We start from the raw sequence: 16,428 nt of genomic DNA, 5'->3' as shown, positions 1-16,428 counted from the left end.
GCGCGTCACAGCCTGTGAAAATAGACGATTTCTACCCGTTCTGACCCCGGACGAACGCGTTCATAGACGGACGAATCGATCATTGATTGAACAGATACGCGCCTCCGCCGATGCCCAGGGCAGCCGCCAGGCAGGCCAGCGTGATTTTGATCCAGCTGTAAGGTCGCTCTCCGTTCACTTCCCCCGTCGCTGCATTGACGGCCACCTGGTACAGCTTGCCTTTGTACTTGTAGCTCATCAGCCAGAGCGGCAACAGCAGATGTTTATAGGTAATCGCATCATACTGGCTCTGCACCGTATCCACCCGTTGGGTGTCCCCGCCAATCCTGCTGCAGACTTCCGAATACAGGGCATCGTCCATCCGCTGCTTCCCCAGCACAAAACCGTCTTTGAGCTCAACATCGTATGTCCGTGCCGTAAAGCCCGCCAGATAAGCGTGTTTGAAGGGAACCAGCAGATGCATGGGGAACGGTTCCAGAGCCCTAATCAGTGGTCGCGGCAGTCCCCATGATGCGAGAATCACGACATCGTCAAAGAAACGCTGAAAGTTGCCGGAGGCGGGATACCAGCGGGTCCGACGTTCGCGCCGTCTATTCTTCCCGGTCCCGACCGTCACGTAATAATATTCGCCCCGTTGTCCGGAGTAATACGTGCTCGTCAGGCTGTCAAAAGTGAAGTAAGGCAGATAGACGCCATGAAACTGCCCTTCGGCTCCCTTCTCCACAAAATCGTTCGGTGCAAACCAGAGCGACTTCACCCAGGCCTTGAGATTCAGCCGCGATCGATCTTCATCCACCTGGAACGGCAACACCGCATCCACGGGCACCCGCTTCTCTGAAGTATGTACTTTATCCAGCTGAATCGGCGAGGCACAGTAGGGACATTCCGAACTGGTCAGCGTTCCGACAAAGCGGAGTGTCGCACCACAACTTTCGCAGCGGACCTCCTGCTCATCCTCGTCTTCCACATCTAACTGCTGTTCGCGCAGCTCCTGCAGATGGGCCAGCATCCCGTAGAAATCCTGCTCTTCAATTTCCTTATCAGGGTCGATGCCGATCACTTTTTCAAACCCGCAATGCTGGCACTTCAGCTTCTGGGTATGGATATCGAAGATCAGATCAGACCCGCAGCCTTCGCAGGGGAAGATATGCCCCTTTTCGCCATCAATCCGCTCCCCCTCTTCCCCGAACGGCTCTTCGAGAAAGATCGGCTCATCAGCATCATGCGGAGGCAGAGGCGGTGGTTGCGGACTCATAATTCCCTTTTGGTCTGATTAAAACACGTGTTGGCGATCACCGGTTAAAGGTTCAACGTCAATTCAGGACGCCTGGATTAATCTACTTTGAAAAAATCAGTCGCCGTAGTCAACCTGAACCAGATAAAGCCCGCTCGCCGGCGCTGTGGCTCCTGCCTGGGAACGATCCATCGACTCGACAATCTCCCGCACTTTCTCGGGTGTCCAGCGTCCCACCCCCACTTCAAACAGGGTCCCCACAATCGCTCGCACCATATTGTACAGAAAACCGTCCGCGACAATATCGACCGTAAGAAACTCCGCCGACGAATTCGAGGTACTCTGTGACAGCCCGGGATCCGCGCCCCACACCGGCCAGACCGAGGTCCGCTGTACCGTCAGTTCCTTAACTGTGCGTACGCTGGTCGCCTTGTTCGGGAAATGTGATTCAAAGCAGCGGAAATCATGTTTGCCTAATAAATGCTGGCCCCCGACATGCATCTGCTCCGCATCCAGCGGCCGGCCGAATTCACAGACATATCGCTTCAGAAACGGAAAATTGACGCTGCTGTTGTGAATCACATAGCGATACCGCTTCTGCACGGCGGAATAGGTTGCATGAAAGTCGGGGGCAACCTCAGCCACTTCCCGAACACAAATGCTGTCCGGCAGAAACCGCTGCAGACCCGTCTGGATATTCTTGCAGGGAATCTTCGACTCGGTCTGAAAACTGGCCACCTGCCCCAGCGCATGCACGCCGGCATCGGTGCGTCCTGCTACCAGTACCCCGGTTTTCTGCTGTGTCAGCTTTTCGATCGCCGCTTCCACGCAGCTCTGTACCGAAACACCGTTCGGCTGGACCTGCCAGCCCGCATATTCCGATCCGTCATAAGCCAGTGTCAGTTTGATATTTCTCATGACCATTGCTTCGTCGGCACCAGTCAGTCTGACTTAGAGACCGAGCTTCTCTTTCCAGTAAGCGGTCTGCTCCTGTACCGGCTTTTCGCCCCCCGAACCGAAGCTGCAGAGTGCCGCCATTGCATTCCGGGCGCCCAGCACCTGGTAGATATCATCTTCGATATCGGGACACGCCTGCTGCAGTTCTTCCAGAGACAAATCTGCCAGCCGGATACTCCGCGATTCACACAGCGACACCAGTTTCCCGACGATCCCGTGACCGGTCCGCATCGGCGTTCCTTTTTTGATCAGGTACTCCATCAGGGCAGTCGCATCGAGGAAGCCGTCTTCCAGCTTGGCATTGATTGTCTCGACCTGCAGTTCCGCCCCTTCGACCATCGCAGCTGCCAGTTCCAGACAGGCGGCGACTGTGTCGTAAGCGTCGAACATTGCCAGCTTGTCTTCCTGCATGTCCCGGTTGTAGGCCATCGGCAGCCCCTTCAACAGCACCAGTGTCTGCTGCACATCGGCAATCGGTCGGGCCGACTTACCGCGGATCAGTTCCAGCACATCCGGGTTCCGCTTCTGTGGCATGATGGACGAACCAGTGGTAAAGGCATCGGGCAGTTTGATAAAACCGAACTCAGTCGAGAACCAGGCAATCCATTCTTCGGCCCAGTTACTCAGGTGCGTAGCGATCATCGCCATGCAGAAACAGAATTCAGCCAGGTAGTCGCGATCACTGGAGATATCCAGACTGTTCCGGGCCACGTCGGTGAATTCCAGCAGTTCCGCGGTAAAGTGCCGGTCAATCGGCAGCGAGCTTCCCGCCAGTGCCGCCCCGCCCAGCGGAGAAACATTCACGCGGGTAAGACAATCAGCCAGACGCTGACGATCCCGGTCGAACTTCTCACAGTAAGCGAGCCAGTAATGAGCGGCTTTGACCGGCTGTGCCCGCTGCAGGTGAGTAAAGCCAGGCAGCACCTGGTCGGCGTCACGCTCACACCGTTCCACGAACGCGACCTGCAGATCCTTGAGCAGGCTGTCGACCCGTTCGATGGCACCCCGGGTATAAAGTTTGAGGTCAGTCGATACCTGGTCGTTCCGGCTGCGGCCAGTGTGCAGTTTGCGACCGATGTCGCCGATCCGTTCGATCAACGCACTTTCGATGTGCATGTGGATGTCTTCGAGCTCAAAGCGGAATTCGAATTTCCCGTCAGCGATCTCGGCACCGATCTGATCCAGCGTCTCCACGATCTGCCGGCATTCGTCAACCGTGATCAGTCCCACCTTGGCCAGCATCTGGGCGTGTGCCTGCGAGCCCTGGATATCGACAGCCGCCAGCCGACTGTCAAAACTGATTGATTCCGTAAACGCTTCAACGCGGGCATCAGTCTGCTGTTGAAATCGTCCTCCCCAGGCTTTTGCGGCCACGGTCTGTCTCCACTGCAAGTCGTTAAAATAGTTCGGTTTCGCTCGGGCGCCACATTCTCAATGAGCCCTGCATAGGCAGAGTAATCTGCCAGACAGCATCCATCAAGCCGCCCACGCGCCCGGAGCCCGAATGACGCCATAATTTATCCCTTTTTCCGCATCGGACCGGGAAATATGTTGGTAAATGGTCCGAAGGCCCCTCTAGGATGGAAAGTTGAGTCACTCTCTTTTGAACACGAGTCAACAACCTGAAGTCCTCCGAAGAGCCATGAAACTGAACCTGACACTGACCCTCGTCTGCGCCGCCCTGCTGAGTGGCAGCCTGCTGCAATCCACCCGGGCCGCAATTGAAGCCCCGAAGCCCAAACTGACGGACGCAGAAACAACTCCGCATCTCAAAGCGCCAGCCAAAGCCGCCTCGGCCGATACCTGGACCATCGAGATCACTCCTGCCCCGGGTTTGAATTCCTACGCGACAAAAAAGGTTCAGGTTCCCCTGCAGCAAACGCAGCCGGCCTCAGCCGAGAATGCTGCTGATACCATCGTGATTGTGCCTCGTGACATTCCCCAGATTCCTGAGCAGGAATGCGAGCACTGCAAATCACCACACCGTTCGATTCAGCGGATGGCAGCTCAATACGGTTTCCGCAGCTGGCCCCTGGCCACCAACGGCTATTTTGCCAATCTGCAATCGGTACCGGCTCTCTACATGTATAGTGACCTGATTCGCTCCAACTGGTTCGGCTCTCCTTATCATGGTCATTCCTTTTACTACAACGGCTATCGTCCCTCGTTCCGCTTCGGCTCACTGCAGTACCGCGGCTTCGGGAATTATGACCGCATGTACAATCCGCGAATCATCCCCTTCGGATATCAGTATTCCGGCGCCCGCGATTACTACCGGATTCTGGCCCTGACATCGATGCTGGCCAACCTTCCCTGATTGATCTGATTTTCAGGCAACAGCACGACTGCTCTGGATCACATGCATTTTCGTTGATATAATCAGCCGCAGCTCTTGAGTTCTCCGTCACTCCCAGCCATTCCAGGGGGCCCGCGTGATGACTGAAATGACTACGGGTGGCATGTGTGCGCCACACCTGCTGAATCGACGACAGGCGATGCAGATCGGCGTCGGTCTGTTCGGCCTGAATCTGCCGCAGTTACTCCAGGCGAAACAGTCCGACGGCAAAGAATCGGGTAAGCAGGACATCTCCTGTATTTTCATCTTCCTGGCAGGTGGACCGAGTCACTTTGAGACCTTCGATCCCAAACCCGAAGCCCCCGCCGAAATCCGTGGTCCCTGGAAACCGATCGACACCAACGTCCCCGGCATTCAAATCTGCGAGAAGCTCCCCCTGTTGGCGCAACGGATGGACAAGGTCGCGCTGATCCGTTCCTGGCAGGGAAAAAGCGGCTCGCACAGCACCGGCTCTCAGCATGTCGCCAGTGGATTCAAACCGACGGGCAAACAGTATTTCCCCAACTTTGGCTGTCTGGTCTCGGCCCTGTACGGCAGCCGCGTCCCCGGCGTGCCTCCTCATCTGGGCCTGCCGGTCGCCGCCCGATATACCGATCCTCCCGGCTACCTGGGCACCGCTTTTTCCGCCTTCGACCTCAAAGGGGATCCCAGCAAACCGGAAATGGAACTGGGGGGCCTGAACCTGTCACAGGTCCGTTTCGAAAACCGCCTGGAAATGCTCTCGCAGCTGGAAAATCTGAGCCGCCTGCAGGAGATTCAGAACTCGCAGTTCGAATCGGTCGACAAATTCACCGACGAAGCCATCGCCATGCTGACCAGCGGCGCAATGCAGAAAGCGGTGAACCTCGAAGAAGAACCGATACAGACCCGCGAACGCTACGGAGATAATATCTATGGGCGTCGCGTTCTGCTGGCCCGGCGTCTGGTGGAAGCAGGCGCCCGCTTTGTGACGATCAACCAGGCCGTCCAGGGGGGCCTGTTCGGGAATGCCAAAACCAATGGCACCTGGGACAACCACGGCTGGCTCTTCGATTCGATGATGACCTTCTCCAAACCGCCCGCAGACCTGCCCAAAGGCAAACGCTGGCACAGTTACTCCGGCCCCGGAAACGTTCCTCAACTGGACATGTCGCTCTCAGCTCTGCTGGATGATCTGGATGAGCGGGGACTACTCGACACAACTCTGGTTGTCGCGATGGGTGAATTCGGACGCACACCGAAAATCAACGCCACCGCAGGCCGCGATCACTATCCCAATGCAGGTAGCGTCCTCATGGCCGGCGGACCGGTGCAACGAGGAACAGTGATTGGTGCCACCGACCGCAAAGGAAGTCTGCCCAGCACGCGTCCCTGGCGTCCCGAGGACTTTGCCACCTCTATTTATCACGCGCTGGGCATCGACGCTCACCAGACCTATTTCCCCCGACTCGCACGTCCCACGCCAGTCGCTGCTGGTGAACTGATCGAAGGCCTGTTCTAAGTCGGTTTACCGAAATTCAATCCGGGTTTAAGAAATCAGACGTGGATTTCAGCCCAGCGATTGCATCCGTCTACCACTCCTGCTAGGTTTCACTTTTTAAGCGCACGATCCCTGCAGGAGTGTTTTTTATGTCATCCGCTGCCCCCCGCGCCGTTGTGCTCGTCAGTGGCGGTCTCGATTCCGCGACCACGCTGGCCATCGCCGCCGATGCCGGTTTTGAACTGTATGCTCTCTCCTTCGACTACGGACAGCGGCACCGCCACGAACTGGACGCCGCGAAAAAAGTCTGTCAGGCATTCGATGCGCAACACTTCGTCACCTTCCCGCTGGATCTGCGTGTCTTCGGCGGCTCGGCACTCACCGCCGACATCGAAGTCCCCAAGGACCGCTCAGATGATGACCTGGAAGCCGGCATCCCCATCACCTACGTCCCGGCCCGGAACACGGTTTTCCTCTCGCTGGCACTCGCCTGGGCCGAAACATTGAATGCCTTCGACCTGTTCATCGGCGTGAATGCCGTCGATTACAGCGGCTATCCCGACTGTCGACCCGAGTTCATCGAATCCTTCGAGAAAATGGCCAACCTCGCCACCAAGTCGGGAGTGGAACACAGCGGTACCTGGAAGGTGCATACGCCTTTGATTTCACTCACCAAAGCGGAGATCATCCAAAAGGGAATGGAACTCGGCGTCGATTATGGCCTGACTCACAGCTGCTACGACCCGCTGCCCGATGGCACCCCCTGCGGTCACTGCGACTCCTGCCAGCTCCGCGCCAAAGGCTTCGCGGAAGCCGGCTTTGATGATCCGGCCCTGAAAAAATAATCCACGCTCAACTGGAGGGCTTCAACTCCCAACCGGGTTGGGTCACGGGAGGTTCCGCCGGGGGCTCCACGAGCTTGCCGTACAGATCGGGACGCCGGGCGCGGATGTATCGTCGCCCACTGGCCTGCGACAGTTTTTCCTCGGTGCACAACGCGATCGCAATGTCATCTCCGAGGTTCGTACACTCGGCGATGATCTCTCCAAACGGATCGAGAATCATCGACAGCCCCGGCTTGACTTCCTGGTCATCCATGCCGACCGGGTTCGTGAAGATCGCGTACACGCCGTTGTCATAAGACCGCGCGGGCAGCCAGCGCATCAGCCAGCCTTTCCCCTTGGGCCCCTGAAATTCCTGTCGTAACCTGACGGGATCCCGGTCCCGGTTCTCCCACAGTTTCGGATCCACGAGTCCCCGCCCGGGCATCACCGACGGCAGGCAACAGGTCACATGGGGCATAAAGATGATCTCGGCCCCCAGCATGGCTGTCATCCGCACGTTTTCGATCAGGTTATTGTCGTAGCAGATCAAGATCCCACAACGACAGCCCCGCAGATCGAAGACCGCGTATTCACTTCCCGAAGAAAGATGCGAATTCACAAACGCATGCAGCTTGCGAAAGCGGGCCACCAGTTCATCCCCATCGACACAGACGTACGTGTTATACACGTCCCCCTGATCCTCTTCGAACAGGCCGGCCAGGATGGGTACGCCAACTTCCCGGGAGATTGACATCAGTTCCTGTGTACTCGGCCCGGAAGGCACCGGCTCGGCCAGCGCCAGCAGTTCTTCTTTGGAGAACGATTGCACGAATGTGTAAGCGGGGATACAACATTCATGAAAGCTGACAATCTCAGCCCCCTGGGCGACCGCCTGTTGAGCCAGCTCACGGATGCGCTGCAGATTAAACGCCTTGTCTCCGTTACGATGTTCAAACTGGACGGCAGCGATCCTGATGTCTCTCATTGGGTTTTTCCTTCCGATTTGATATGCTGTGAATTCACCCATCTTAATCTGATGTTTTCCAACGATAAAGGGATTTTAAAACTGATGGCGACACAATTGACGAATGACGCACTCTCCGCAATCGAAGCAGACTGGCTGATTATCCCCCTGGCCGAGGCAGCCCCGCTCCCTGCTGACGTTTCACAACTGGATGAAGCGATCGGTGGCCAGATCAGCCGCTTGATCGAAGCTGAAGACTTCACCGGCAAACTGGCGTCGACCGCCACCCTGCTCGGATTAAGTGGCATTAAAACCCCACGCATCCTGCTGACGGGACTGGGACCCGCGAAAGACCTCTCGCTGGCAGCGCTGGAAAAATCCCTGATGACCTCCGCCCGTGCCATCTCAACCAAAAAAGAGATCCGCGCCGCAGTCCTGCTCCCCGAAGTTTCAGAAAGTTCTCTCTCTGCAGCCCAGATCGCCCGTCAGATCAGCACCGCCATGACCGTCGGTTCGGTGGGACAGGACCTGTACCGGGCGGAACCCGGCCGCTTCCCCTTCCAGGAAGTGTCGATCGCGGGTGCAGACTCTGCTGAAATTCAACAGGCAATCACAGAGGGATCGATCCTGGGTGAAGCCGTTAACCTGGCACGCGAAGTGGTCAACCGTCCCGCCGGCGATATCTTTCCCGTCAGCTTTGCCGACAAGGTTGTGGAAGTCGCGAAGGAATGTGGCCTGGAAGCAGAGATCCTCGACGAAAAACAACTGGCAGATGAAAAGATGGGCTCGATGCTGGCCGTCGCCCAGGGCAGCGATCAGCCTCCCCGCCTGGCGATTCTGAAACATCAGGGCGGTGCTGCCTCCGCTCCCACGCTGGCCCTGGTCGGCAAAGGGGTCACCTTTGACAGCGGCGGACTTTCACTCAAGCCCAGTGACGGCATGAAGACCATGAAATGCGACATGGGTGGCGCAGCCGCAGTACTGGGTGCGATGACGGCGATTGCCCGCCTCAAGCTGCCCGTCAATGTCGTGGGCTACATGGGACTCGTGGAAAACATGGTCAACGGATCGTCTTACAAACTGGGTGACGTACTCACAGCCCGGAACGGCAAGACCATCGAAGTTCTCAACACCGATGCCGAAGGACGCCTGGTTCTGGCCGACGTCCTCACGCTGGCTGTCGACCGCGGGGCCTCGAACCTGATCGACCTCGCCACCCTGACCGGTGCCTGTGTCGTCGCCCTGGGTGAAGATGTCACCGGCATTTTCTCCAACACCCCGGACTGGTCGCAAGCGGTTCAAGACGCCGCTAAAACCACCGGCGAATCGGTCTGGGAAATGCCTATGTTCCCGGAGTTTGCCGATCAGCTTAAAAGCGATGTGGCAGACCTGAAGAACGTCGGTCTTCGCTGGGGTGGTGCCATCACCGCTGCCAAGTTCCTGGAAAACTTCGTCAGCGAAACCCCGTGGGTCCACCTCGATATCGCAGGCCCGGCTTTCGCTTCGGCCAACCTGCCTCACCGTGAAGGTGGCGCTACCGGCTGCATGGTTCGCACACTGGTAGAAGTTGCCCGCGAGTACAAAGGCTAAGCAAAAGACAGCAGAGGTTACTCTTCGGATTCTCGCTCCAACGCCCCCAGGTCATTCAATGATGCTGCGGGGCGTTGTTTCATTCCCCGGGGACCTTTAAATTCCTGTTTCACGGGGAAGTTTGCTTTGACAGCTTCCGGCAGAGCGCCCGCTTTATTCAGACAAGCGGACTTGGCAGTCAGGAAGAACAGGTTCTTCTCTTCGTCCTGAAATCCCGGATCGGCACCGGAATGGATTTCGTCTTCCGCACTGACCTTGCCGAAGCGAGTGGAGTGCGCGGCTTTCCAGCCCCGTTTGATCCAGTTATGACTCAGGCTCGCCGTCCCCGCTTCATCGAGAATCGCCAGACTGCTGCCATCGTGCGTGGTATAGAGAATGTTATTCCGGCAGTCCAGATGTTCGCTCGAGGTCGAGAGTCGCACCAGCGTAGTGGAAGCCCGCCGGGAAACCATCGTGTTGTTGTAGAGAAACAATGTCCCCTTGCGATAATTGTTTTCGTCGCCACTGTCGCCGCCGTAGTGAATCATCTGTGTGTTCGAATCTTCCTTCCGTTTCACCAGCACATTGCCATACACATAAGTAGTGCGGTATCGGGGATCAAAGCGAATCGTATCGCTATCCTCGGCATCGACCAGATCGAGCTGTCGGTTGCCGCTTTCGATCCAGTTGTAGCGTACGATCAGACCGGCGGAGCGATCTTTGAGATTGTTTCCCAGGCAGTTTTCGCGAAGGGGACCGAGGTAGTTCCCCTGGAAGATCATCCCGGCGGCTTCAGTATAAACGTTGTGCTCGTAGTAGCTGTCGGCGATCCCGTTATGATAGATCGCACAGTTCTCGACGAGAATCTCTTTCGAGTCGGGGGCGATAAACAGACCGTTACCGCAATCGTGCAGGAAGCAGTTGCGGATCGTAATGTGTTCCCCTTTTTCAATGAAGATCGCCGCAGCGTTCTGAAAATACTTCTGCAGTCCGTCCGAACTGAAATAGAAGAAGGAGGGCCGCGCACTGCGGATGTCGAGGTTCTCGATCACAATGTGCGCGGGCATCGTATCGGCAGGATCGCGGGCACCACCAATTTTGATGATCCCCCGCTGTTCGCCCCAATAACGGAGCTGCGGTCGCGTGACGGCCCGCCGACCATCGATCACAGGCAAGTCCCCTTTCTCGGAAGGAACACCCTTGATCACGATCGGCTTCGCCTGGGTCCCCCGTCGGCAGAGTACCCATTTACTCCGATAAGGCTGCGCCCGCCAGTGAATCTGGACCTCATCCCCCGGAGAAAGACTCTCCCAGGGAACTTTTTCCAGCAGGGTGTACTTCTTATCGGGGCCCACTTCGAAGAGTTCCGCCTGGCACTCCGTTGTCCTGGAAGAAACCAACACCACGATGGAGAGCGTCAGCAGACAAGTCAGACGACGAACAGACAGAGAACCGGTTCCCTGCATTGGAGTTTCAGTTCGCTGCACGGCAGGGTCCCTTCCCTTTCGGATCTGTTCTCAACTCAGGCCGGCACGTTCATTGTTGAGAGACGACCTGAGATTTCTGCTGCACTCCACGGATGCTTAGTGAACCTGAGCTGGTACCCACCGCACCGGACGGGCTCCCTGACCGGGCTGAGCCGAGCTGGGAATGTTGGTCGGAGCATACAGCATGGAAGGAGGTACGGAAGACATGGGTTCTTCGGCAGCAGGTGCAGGCGCTGGTTTCTGGATGGCTCCCTTAGGTCCGTGATCGGGTGTAGGGGCAATCTTCTGAGGGACAACAGTTGCAGGACCAGAGGGAGCACCGTTTCCTCCCGGCACGAATTCGCCGTGGTAATCACCTTGATACTCACCTTCGTAGGTTTGCGGAGATTCATAGTACTGTCCCTGTCCCCCCTGTGGACCACAGGTCGGGCAGTTGGACTGGGAAGAGAAGTTCGGCGTGGGGTACGATTCCATGGGATAGGTTTCCATGGGACCTTCATCCCAGCCACCATAGCTGAAGGTTCCCGAAGCCAGTGTGGAAGGGAACTTCTTACCAAAACCATGCTTCTTAAAAGGACCGCAGGTATTGCAGCCACCACAGGGATCACAGGTATTACACGGATCACAGGAATTGCAGCATAGCTTTTGCATCCGCTGTGCGCGATGCTTTGACAGCGAACATTTGATATCATCCATGAAGTTGGTGGGGCCGTACATCTCACCACCGCAGACCATGCCGGTCGACGGATCGTAATAACCTGGTCCGGCGCAGCCGGTCAGAGGAAGACAGAGTAAAATACCCACACTTAATTTCAGTAACGAATTCATTTGGAAAATCCGGTCAATCTCAGTTCTTAAAAGTGGTCGTCACTCGTGGAGTGACAGTCGCAGGATCCCCTGCAGAGAGAACCCTCTATCTCTGAGATCGTCATTTCCCAATGTTAACCTTTAATGATTATAGGAATTTTAACGATTTTTATTGTCGTTCAGCTGCCAGAGGTTCGCGTTGCCGTAAGCCGTTGTGATAGAACAGATTAAACAAACATGAATAAAACCGAACAACTTGATCTGAGCAAAATCGGCTTTCTCGCGATGTGGAAATTAGGAGGCCTGACTCCCTGGGATCTGGTCCGACGTGCCTTCATCGGCTACAACCAGCACCGCCTCAGTGCCCAGAGCGCACAGTTTGCCTATTACGCCATCTTCACGCTCTTCCCCTTACTGATGGTCCTGATTGGCTGTGTGGCTCAACTCCCGATCGAGGGCCTGATTCGCAGCATGGAGAACGCCATCAATATGGGACTGCCGCATGACCTCTCCCAAATCCTGTTCGACCAGATCGCCGACATCCAGAAGAAAACGACCTTCAGTCTGATCATGGGGGGCGTAGTGCTGTTGTCCTGGGGGGGCATGCGCCTGTTCCTCACGATGGGCAAAGGACTGGATGCGGTGTTTGAAGTCGATCATCGCAGAAAGTTACTCAAAGCAGGCGGACTCTCCCTCTTGCTGACATTTTTTGTGCTGTTCCTGCTATTACTCGCCATGATTCTGCTGGTGGTCGGGCCCGCGATTGCCCGCCTGCTGCTGTCCAATTTCGAAGCCCCCTGGCTGCATGTCCTGCTCTCTGCCGGCACCCGCTGGTCGGTCGCCTGTGGCTTCATGCTGATTTCGACCTCGGTCATCTACTGGGCCGTTCCCAGTGTCAAACTTCCCTGGAACATCATCACGCCGGGCAGCCTGTTTGTTGTTGTCAGCTGGGTGGTCATGTTGCTGGGCTTTCGCGAATATGTCGAAAATTTTGCACACTACAACGAAACTTATGGGACCCTGGGGGGATTCATTGTGTTACTCGTCTGGTTGTATATGACCGGAGCGATTCTGATGATGGGGGGCGAAATCAACGGCGTCATTTATCGGGCGGCGAAAGAGAAGTCCGCAGCCATCAGCTGACCGACCTGCTTCCCTGTTTGCTCTCTCCCCTGATTCCCGCTCTCTCACTTGAAACAGAGCGCTTCCTTATTGACGAAACCAGAGAGAGGATTCTAAAATACATCAAAGTTCACTTATTTCTTAGTCGCGTTCTGGAGCGCAATTATGTTCCGTGTCGAGTTTGGCAAAAGCGGCAAATATTGTGACGGTCTCAGCCGTCGTCACTTCCTGCAGGTCGGTATGGCGGGCATGGGCTCAGCCAGCCTCTCACAGATCCTGCATGCGAAAGCAAACGCAGCTCAAAACGGCATCCCGAAGAAAGACACCTCCGTCATTCTGCTCTGGCTCGATGGCGGACCAAGTCACCTCGACACCTATGACATGAAGCCTGAAGCCCCCAGCGAATACAGGGGCATCTGGAATCCGATTCACACCAATGTCCCCGGCATGGAAATCACCGAGCTGTTTCCGCTCCAGGCGAAATGTGCGGACAAGTTCTCGGTCGTTCGTTCGCTACATCACAATACTGGTGACCACTTTACCGGCGGGCACTGGATGCTCACCGGACGGGGAGGCGTCAGCGGTGGCAGCACTCCCGGTCGGAATCCGTCCATCGCCTCGATGGCCACCAAGGTCCTCGGTCCGCGTGATCCCGGAATGCCGGCCTACGTCTCTGTCCCTTATGCATCGAGCATCGGATTGCGTCCCGGCTACTTCGGGGGTAACTTTCTGGGAGTGCAATACGATCCCTTCGAAACCGGCTCGGATCCCAACAACCAGAATTTCCAGGTCCAGAACCTGAGCCCCATTAACGGGCTCTCCCTCCAACGTCTCAAAGACCGCAAAGACCTGCTCAAAACCTTCGATCGCCTCCGCAGAGATGTGGACCAGTCAGGCATGCTCGATTCCATGGATCGGTTGGACCAGAAAGCTTATGACATGGTCACCGGCGAAAAAGCCCGCCGCGCATTTGATCTGAAATCCGAAGACGAAAAGCTCCGCGATCAATACGGGCGCCACACCTGGGGACAGAGTGTCCTGCTGGCCCGCCGTCTGGTGGAAGCGGGAACTACTTTCGTCACCGTGCACTTTGGTGGCTGGGACCATCACTGGAACCTGCAGAGCGGTATGGAAAGCTATCTCCCCCGCGTCGACCAGGCTGTGAGTGCTCTGTTTGAAGACCTCGCACAACGCGGACTCAGTGAAAAGGTGCTGGTCGTGTTGTGTGGTGAATTCAGCCGCACTCCCCGCATGAACGATGGCGGCAACGGTGGACCTCCATTAAGCCAGGGAACGCCCGGCCGCGACCACTGGGGCAACTCCATGTTCTGCCTGCTGGGCGGCGGAGGTGTCAAAGGGGGCCGGATTGTCGGCGCCACCAATCGTCTGGGCGATGCCCCTGCGGACCGTCCCGTCCGTCCCGGTCATATTCATCATACGATTTACCGGGTATTAGGCATGGATCCGGAAATGCACTTCCCGGATCACTCTGGAAGACCTACGATAGCCGTAGATCACGGTGAAGTGATCAGCGAACTCTTTTAGTGTCTCTATCAGTCAGCGTACCAGTGCCTCACGATTGTCCAAAATCTGACTCCCCAAATCACTCTGCCGGTCTGCGCCGGCGCTGGTCAAGTTTTCTGCTGGTAACCGGTGCCCTTGGTCTGATCTGGTTCGTGGCACTCCCCCGCATCGCCCGGGTCCCGCAGATCCGTGCGAAAATAGAACACCTCGAAGCACACCAGATCGATCCCAGCGCGATGTACTACACTGATCTGGAAAAAGTCGAAGACACGGTACAGCAAATCCATGACTTTCACCGCGAACATCCGAACGCGTTATGGTAAACTGGCACTCAGCAGTTAATTAAAACCACTCAGTGTCAAATCAAAGAGCGCATCATGGATCAGATCCCCTTTCAGGAAGCACTCGCGGCGTTCCCTTCCTCGCGTGGCAGGACGCTGGCAGATCTCTCCAATGAAGCCCCCGTACTCGTCGTGTTCCTCAGGCACGGCGGCTGTCCCTTCTGTCGCGAGGTTCTGGCCCAACTGCAGTCCCTGTCCGCTGAACTTACCGAACGCGGCCTGCAACTCGCCATCGTCCATATGATGGAGCCTCAACAGGCGAGTCAGTTGCTGGCCCGCTATCAACTGCAGGACGTCCACTCTTTCAGTGATCCGGAGCGCAAACTGTATGAGCTCTTCCAAGTCAAACGCGGCACGCTTTCTGAAGTCGCCGGACCTGCGATCTGGTGGTCCGGCTTCAAGACCACGATCCTCTCCGGCCATCTGCCAGGTATCCCCGGTAAAGATGTGCAACAGCTGGGAGCAGCGCTGATTCTTGACAAGGGGCAGATCGTCGCCAGCCATTTTTCCCAGAACTCGGCAGATCAACCCGACTGGGATCAGCTGCTGGCCTGCGAACTTCCCCCGCATTGAGCCTTGATTTGAACGCATTTCCGGTACGTTTCCATTTCCGGGAGAAACCTGCCATAATGCTTAGGAACATTAAGATATTGAACCCGATTTCATATCGCTCCCATACGACCACAAACGCCCAGGGACACCATGCCTCAGGAATTTCCCGAAACAATTGAGAACGTCGCACAACTCGAAGAACTACTCAGCCGCCCCACCCCTGGCGTGATGGAAGCATTGCAACAGACTCCCGGCGATCTGATTCTGCTGGGCATCGCAGGCAAAATGGGACCAACACTGGCTCAAATGATCCTCCGTGCGGATGAAGCCGCCGGAATCACCCGCCGCGTGATTGGTGTCAGCCGCTTTTCGGATGAATCGAGCCGCCAGCCTCTGGAAGACCTCGGCATTGAAACGATCAAAGGAGATCTACTCGATAGCGATTTCATCCAGAGTCTGCCCGACGTTCCGAACGTGATCTACATGGCGGGTATGAAATTCGGCGCCACGGGCAACGAATCGCTGACCTGGGCCATGAATACCTACCTCCCTGCCCTGGTCTGTAACAAGTATCGAAACAGCCGCATCACCGCATTTTCCACGGGCAATATCTACGGACTCGTCCCTGCGAGCGGTTCAGGGTCAGTCGAAACCGATCAGCCCGACCCCGTGGGTGAGTATGCGATGAGCTGCCTGGGTCGCGAACGAATGTTCGAGCATTTCAGCCGTACGCTGGAAATTCCGATGACGATCATTCGCCTGAACTACGCCACCGAGTGCCGCTACGGTGTACTCGTCGATCTGGCACTTCAGGTCTACCAGGAACAGACGATCGATGTTTCCATGGGTTACGTCAACGTGATCTGGCAGGGAGACGCGAATGCGATGACGCTCTGCTCGCTGCCCGATGCCACCACCCCACCGGCTTACCTGAATGTCGCCGGCCCACGGATCCTCAAAGTGCGCGAGGTCTGCGAACGGTTTGGAGAACTCTTTGGAAAACCGGTGCACTTCACAGGCAGTGAAGCCCGGGACGCCCTGCTGAATAACGGCCAGTATGGTCATCAGAAGTACGGAGCACCGCTGGTGGATGTCGAACAGATATTCGACTGGATCGCACACTGGATTCAAACCGACGGCCCCCTGCTGGGCAAGCCGACTCACTTTGAATCTCGTAGCGGCAAATTCTAAAGACAGCTGACTATCACTTCCTCGCTTTGAATCAGGATGCA

The 16,428-nt window shown here is 56.5% G+C and carries 15 protein-coding genes; 9 read left to right on the top strand and 6 right to left on the bottom strand.

The genetic code is table 11. From position 1 onward, the window contains the following. Positions 1 to 79: 79 nt before the first annotated feature. From FYZ48_RS24280 to argH, 3 genes are all read right to left on the bottom strand, one after another. Entirely contained in the window at positions 80 to 1,255 is a 1,176-nt protein-coding gene (locus FYZ48_RS24280) for a hypothetical protein (protein ID WP_149345140.1), read from the bottom strand. A 96-nt stretch (positions 1,256 to 1,351) separates the two neighbouring features. Continuing rightward, positions 1,352 to 2,152 carry a tRNA pseudouridine(38-40) synthase TruA gene (gene truA / locus FYZ48_RS24275; protein ID WP_187782192.1) on the bottom strand — a complete coding sequence of 267 codons (801 nt, stop codon included), beginning with the start codon at positions 2,150 to 2,152 and terminating at the stop codon, positions 1,352 to 1,354. A gap of 33 nt (positions 2,153 to 2,185) precedes the next feature. Continuing rightward, a complete protein-coding gene (argH, locus tag FYZ48_RS24270) occupies positions 2,186 to 3,565 on the bottom strand; it encodes an argininosuccinate lyase (protein ID WP_149345138.1) in 1,380 nt (459 codons plus the stop codon). Positions 3,566 to 3,833: 268 nt separating this feature from the next. Between argH and FYZ48_RS24265 the strand changes: the two genes are divergently transcribed. The 3 genes from FYZ48_RS24265 to queC all read left to right on the top strand — a co-directional run bounded on the left by FYZ48_RS24265 (position 3,834) and on the right by queC (position 6,851). After that, positions 3,834 to 4,508, top strand: coding sequence for a hypothetical protein (locus tag FYZ48_RS24265; RefSeq protein ID WP_149345137.1), 675 nt, complete (start codon positions 3,834 to 3,836; stop codon positions 4,506 to 4,508). 118 nt (positions 4,509 to 4,626) lie between these two features. Further along, positions 4,627 to 6,027, top strand: coding sequence for a DUF1501 domain-containing protein (locus tag FYZ48_RS24260; protein ID WP_149345136.1), 1,401 nt, complete (start codon positions 4,627 to 4,629; stop codon positions 6,025 to 6,027). Between the two features lie 128 nt (positions 6,028 to 6,155). Beyond that, positions 6,156 to 6,851, top strand: a complete 696-nt coding sequence (queC, locus tag FYZ48_RS24255) for a 7-cyano-7-deazaguanine synthase QueC (protein ID WP_149345135.1) — start codon at positions 6,156 to 6,158, stop codon at positions 6,849 to 6,851. 7 nt (positions 6,852 to 6,858) lie between these two features. Here the strand turns inward: queC and FYZ48_RS24250 are convergent, their stop codons facing one another. Further along, entirely contained in the window at positions 6,859 to 7,815 is a 957-nt protein-coding gene (locus FYZ48_RS24250) for a nitrilase family protein (protein WP_149345134.1), read from the bottom strand. An 84-nt stretch (positions 7,816 to 7,899) separates the two neighbouring features. Between FYZ48_RS24250 and FYZ48_RS24245 the strand changes: the two genes are divergently transcribed. After that, positions 7,900 to 9,384, top strand: coding sequence for a leucyl aminopeptidase (locus tag FYZ48_RS24245; RefSeq protein ID WP_149345133.1), 1,485 nt, complete (start codon positions 7,900 to 7,902; stop codon positions 9,382 to 9,384). A gap of 17 nt (positions 9,385 to 9,401) precedes the next feature. Here FYZ48_RS24245 and FYZ48_RS24240 read toward each other — a convergent pair whose 3' ends face one another. Both FYZ48_RS24240 and FYZ48_RS24235 read right to left on the bottom strand, forming a co-directional pair. Then, positions 9,402 to 10,850 (bottom strand): right-handed parallel beta-helix repeat-containing protein, encoded by a 1,449-nt coding sequence (locus FYZ48_RS24240; RefSeq protein ID WP_242022759.1) that lies wholly within the window; start codon positions 10,848 to 10,850, stop codon positions 9,402 to 9,404. A 96-nt stretch (positions 10,851 to 10,946) separates the two neighbouring features. Next, positions 10,947 to 11,678, bottom strand: a complete 732-nt coding sequence (locus FYZ48_RS24235) for a hypothetical protein (protein WP_149345132.1) — start codon at positions 11,676 to 11,678, stop codon at positions 10,947 to 10,949. A 216-nt stretch (positions 11,679 to 11,894) separates the two neighbouring features. On the opposite strand from FYZ48_RS24235, the gene FYZ48_RS24230 reads away from it, so the two are divergent. The 5 genes from FYZ48_RS24230 to FYZ48_RS24215 all read left to right on the top strand — a co-directional run bounded on the left by FYZ48_RS24230 (position 11,895) and on the right by FYZ48_RS24215 (position 16,387). Further along, a complete protein-coding gene (locus FYZ48_RS24230) occupies positions 11,895 to 12,800 on the top strand; it encodes a YihY/virulence factor BrkB family protein (protein WP_149345131.1) in 906 nt (301 codons plus the stop codon). A 144-nt stretch (positions 12,801 to 12,944) separates the two neighbouring features. After that, positions 12,945 to 14,324, top strand: coding sequence for a DUF1501 domain-containing protein (locus FYZ48_RS24225; RefSeq protein ID WP_149345130.1), 1,380 nt, complete (start codon positions 12,945 to 12,947; stop codon positions 14,322 to 14,324). A gap of 23 nt (positions 14,325 to 14,347) precedes the next feature. Beyond that, complete coding sequence (locus FYZ48_RS29335) at positions 14,348 to 14,626, top strand: hypothetical protein (RefSeq protein ID WP_187782191.1); 279 nt, start codon at positions 14,348 to 14,350, stop codon at positions 14,624 to 14,626. 54 nt (positions 14,627 to 14,680) lie between these two features. Beyond that, positions 14,681 to 15,217, top strand: coding sequence for a SelL-related redox protein (locus tag FYZ48_RS24220; protein WP_149345129.1), 537 nt, complete (start codon positions 14,681 to 14,683; stop codon positions 15,215 to 15,217). A gap of 129 nt (positions 15,218 to 15,346) precedes the next feature. Next, positions 15,347 to 16,387, top strand: coding sequence for an NAD-dependent epimerase/dehydratase family protein (locus FYZ48_RS24215; protein ID WP_149345128.1), 1,041 nt, complete (start codon positions 15,347 to 15,349; stop codon positions 16,385 to 16,387). Positions 16,388 to 16,428 lie beyond the last annotated feature (41 nt).

The sequence above is a fragment of the Gimesia chilikensis genome (assembly GCF_008329715.1).
Lineage (GTDB): Bacteria > Planctomycetota > Planctomycetia > Planctomycetales > Planctomycetaceae > Gimesia > Gimesia chilikensis.
The sequence above is the reverse complement of the archived record's forward strand: the minus strand, read 5'-3'. Positions and strand labels throughout refer to the sequence as shown.

Bases quoted from the DNA above. Each gene is read 5' to 3' on its own strand.
- queC (WP_149345135.1), top strand. From the start codon at position 6,156: ATGTCATCCGCTGCCCCCCGCGCCGTTGTGCTCGTCAGTGGCGGTCTC.
- truA (WP_187782192.1), bottom strand. From the start codon at position 2,152: ATGAGAAATATCAAACTGACACTGGCTTATGACGGATCGGAATATGCG.
- FYZ48_RS24250 (WP_149345134.1), bottom strand. From the start codon at position 7,815: ATGAGAGACATCAGGATCGCTGCCGTCCAGTTTGAACATCGTAACGGA.
- FYZ48_RS24220 (WP_149345129.1), top strand. From the start codon at position 14,681: ATGGATCAGATCCCCTTTCAGGAAGCACTCGCGGCGTTCCCTTCCTCG.
- FYZ48_RS24280 (WP_149345140.1), bottom strand. From the start codon at position 1,255: ATGAGTCCGCAACCACCGCCTCTGCCTCCGCATGATGCTGATGAGCCG.
- FYZ48_RS24235 (WP_149345132.1), bottom strand. From the start codon at position 11,678: ATGAATTCGTTACTGAAATTAAGTGTGGGTATTTTACTCTGTCTTCCT.
- FYZ48_RS24265 (WP_149345137.1), top strand. From the start codon at position 3,834: ATGAAACTGAACCTGACACTGACCCTCGTCTGCGCCGCCCTGCTGAGT.
- FYZ48_RS24225 (WP_149345130.1), top strand. From the start codon at position 12,945: ATGTTCCGTGTCGAGTTTGGCAAAAGCGGCAAATATTGTGACGGTCTC.
- FYZ48_RS24230 (WP_149345131.1), top strand. From the start codon at position 11,895: ATGAATAAAACCGAACAACTTGATCTGAGCAAAATCGGCTTTCTCGCG.
- FYZ48_RS24260 (WP_149345136.1), top strand. From the start codon at position 4,627: ATGACTGAAATGACTACGGGTGGCATGTGTGCGCCACACCTGCTGAAT.
- FYZ48_RS24245 (WP_149345133.1), top strand. From the start codon at position 7,900: ATGGCGACACAATTGACGAATGACGCACTCTCCGCAATCGAAGCAGAC.
- FYZ48_RS24215 (WP_149345128.1), top strand. From the start codon at position 15,347: ATGCCTCAGGAATTTCCCGAAACAATTGAGAACGTCGCACAACTCGAA.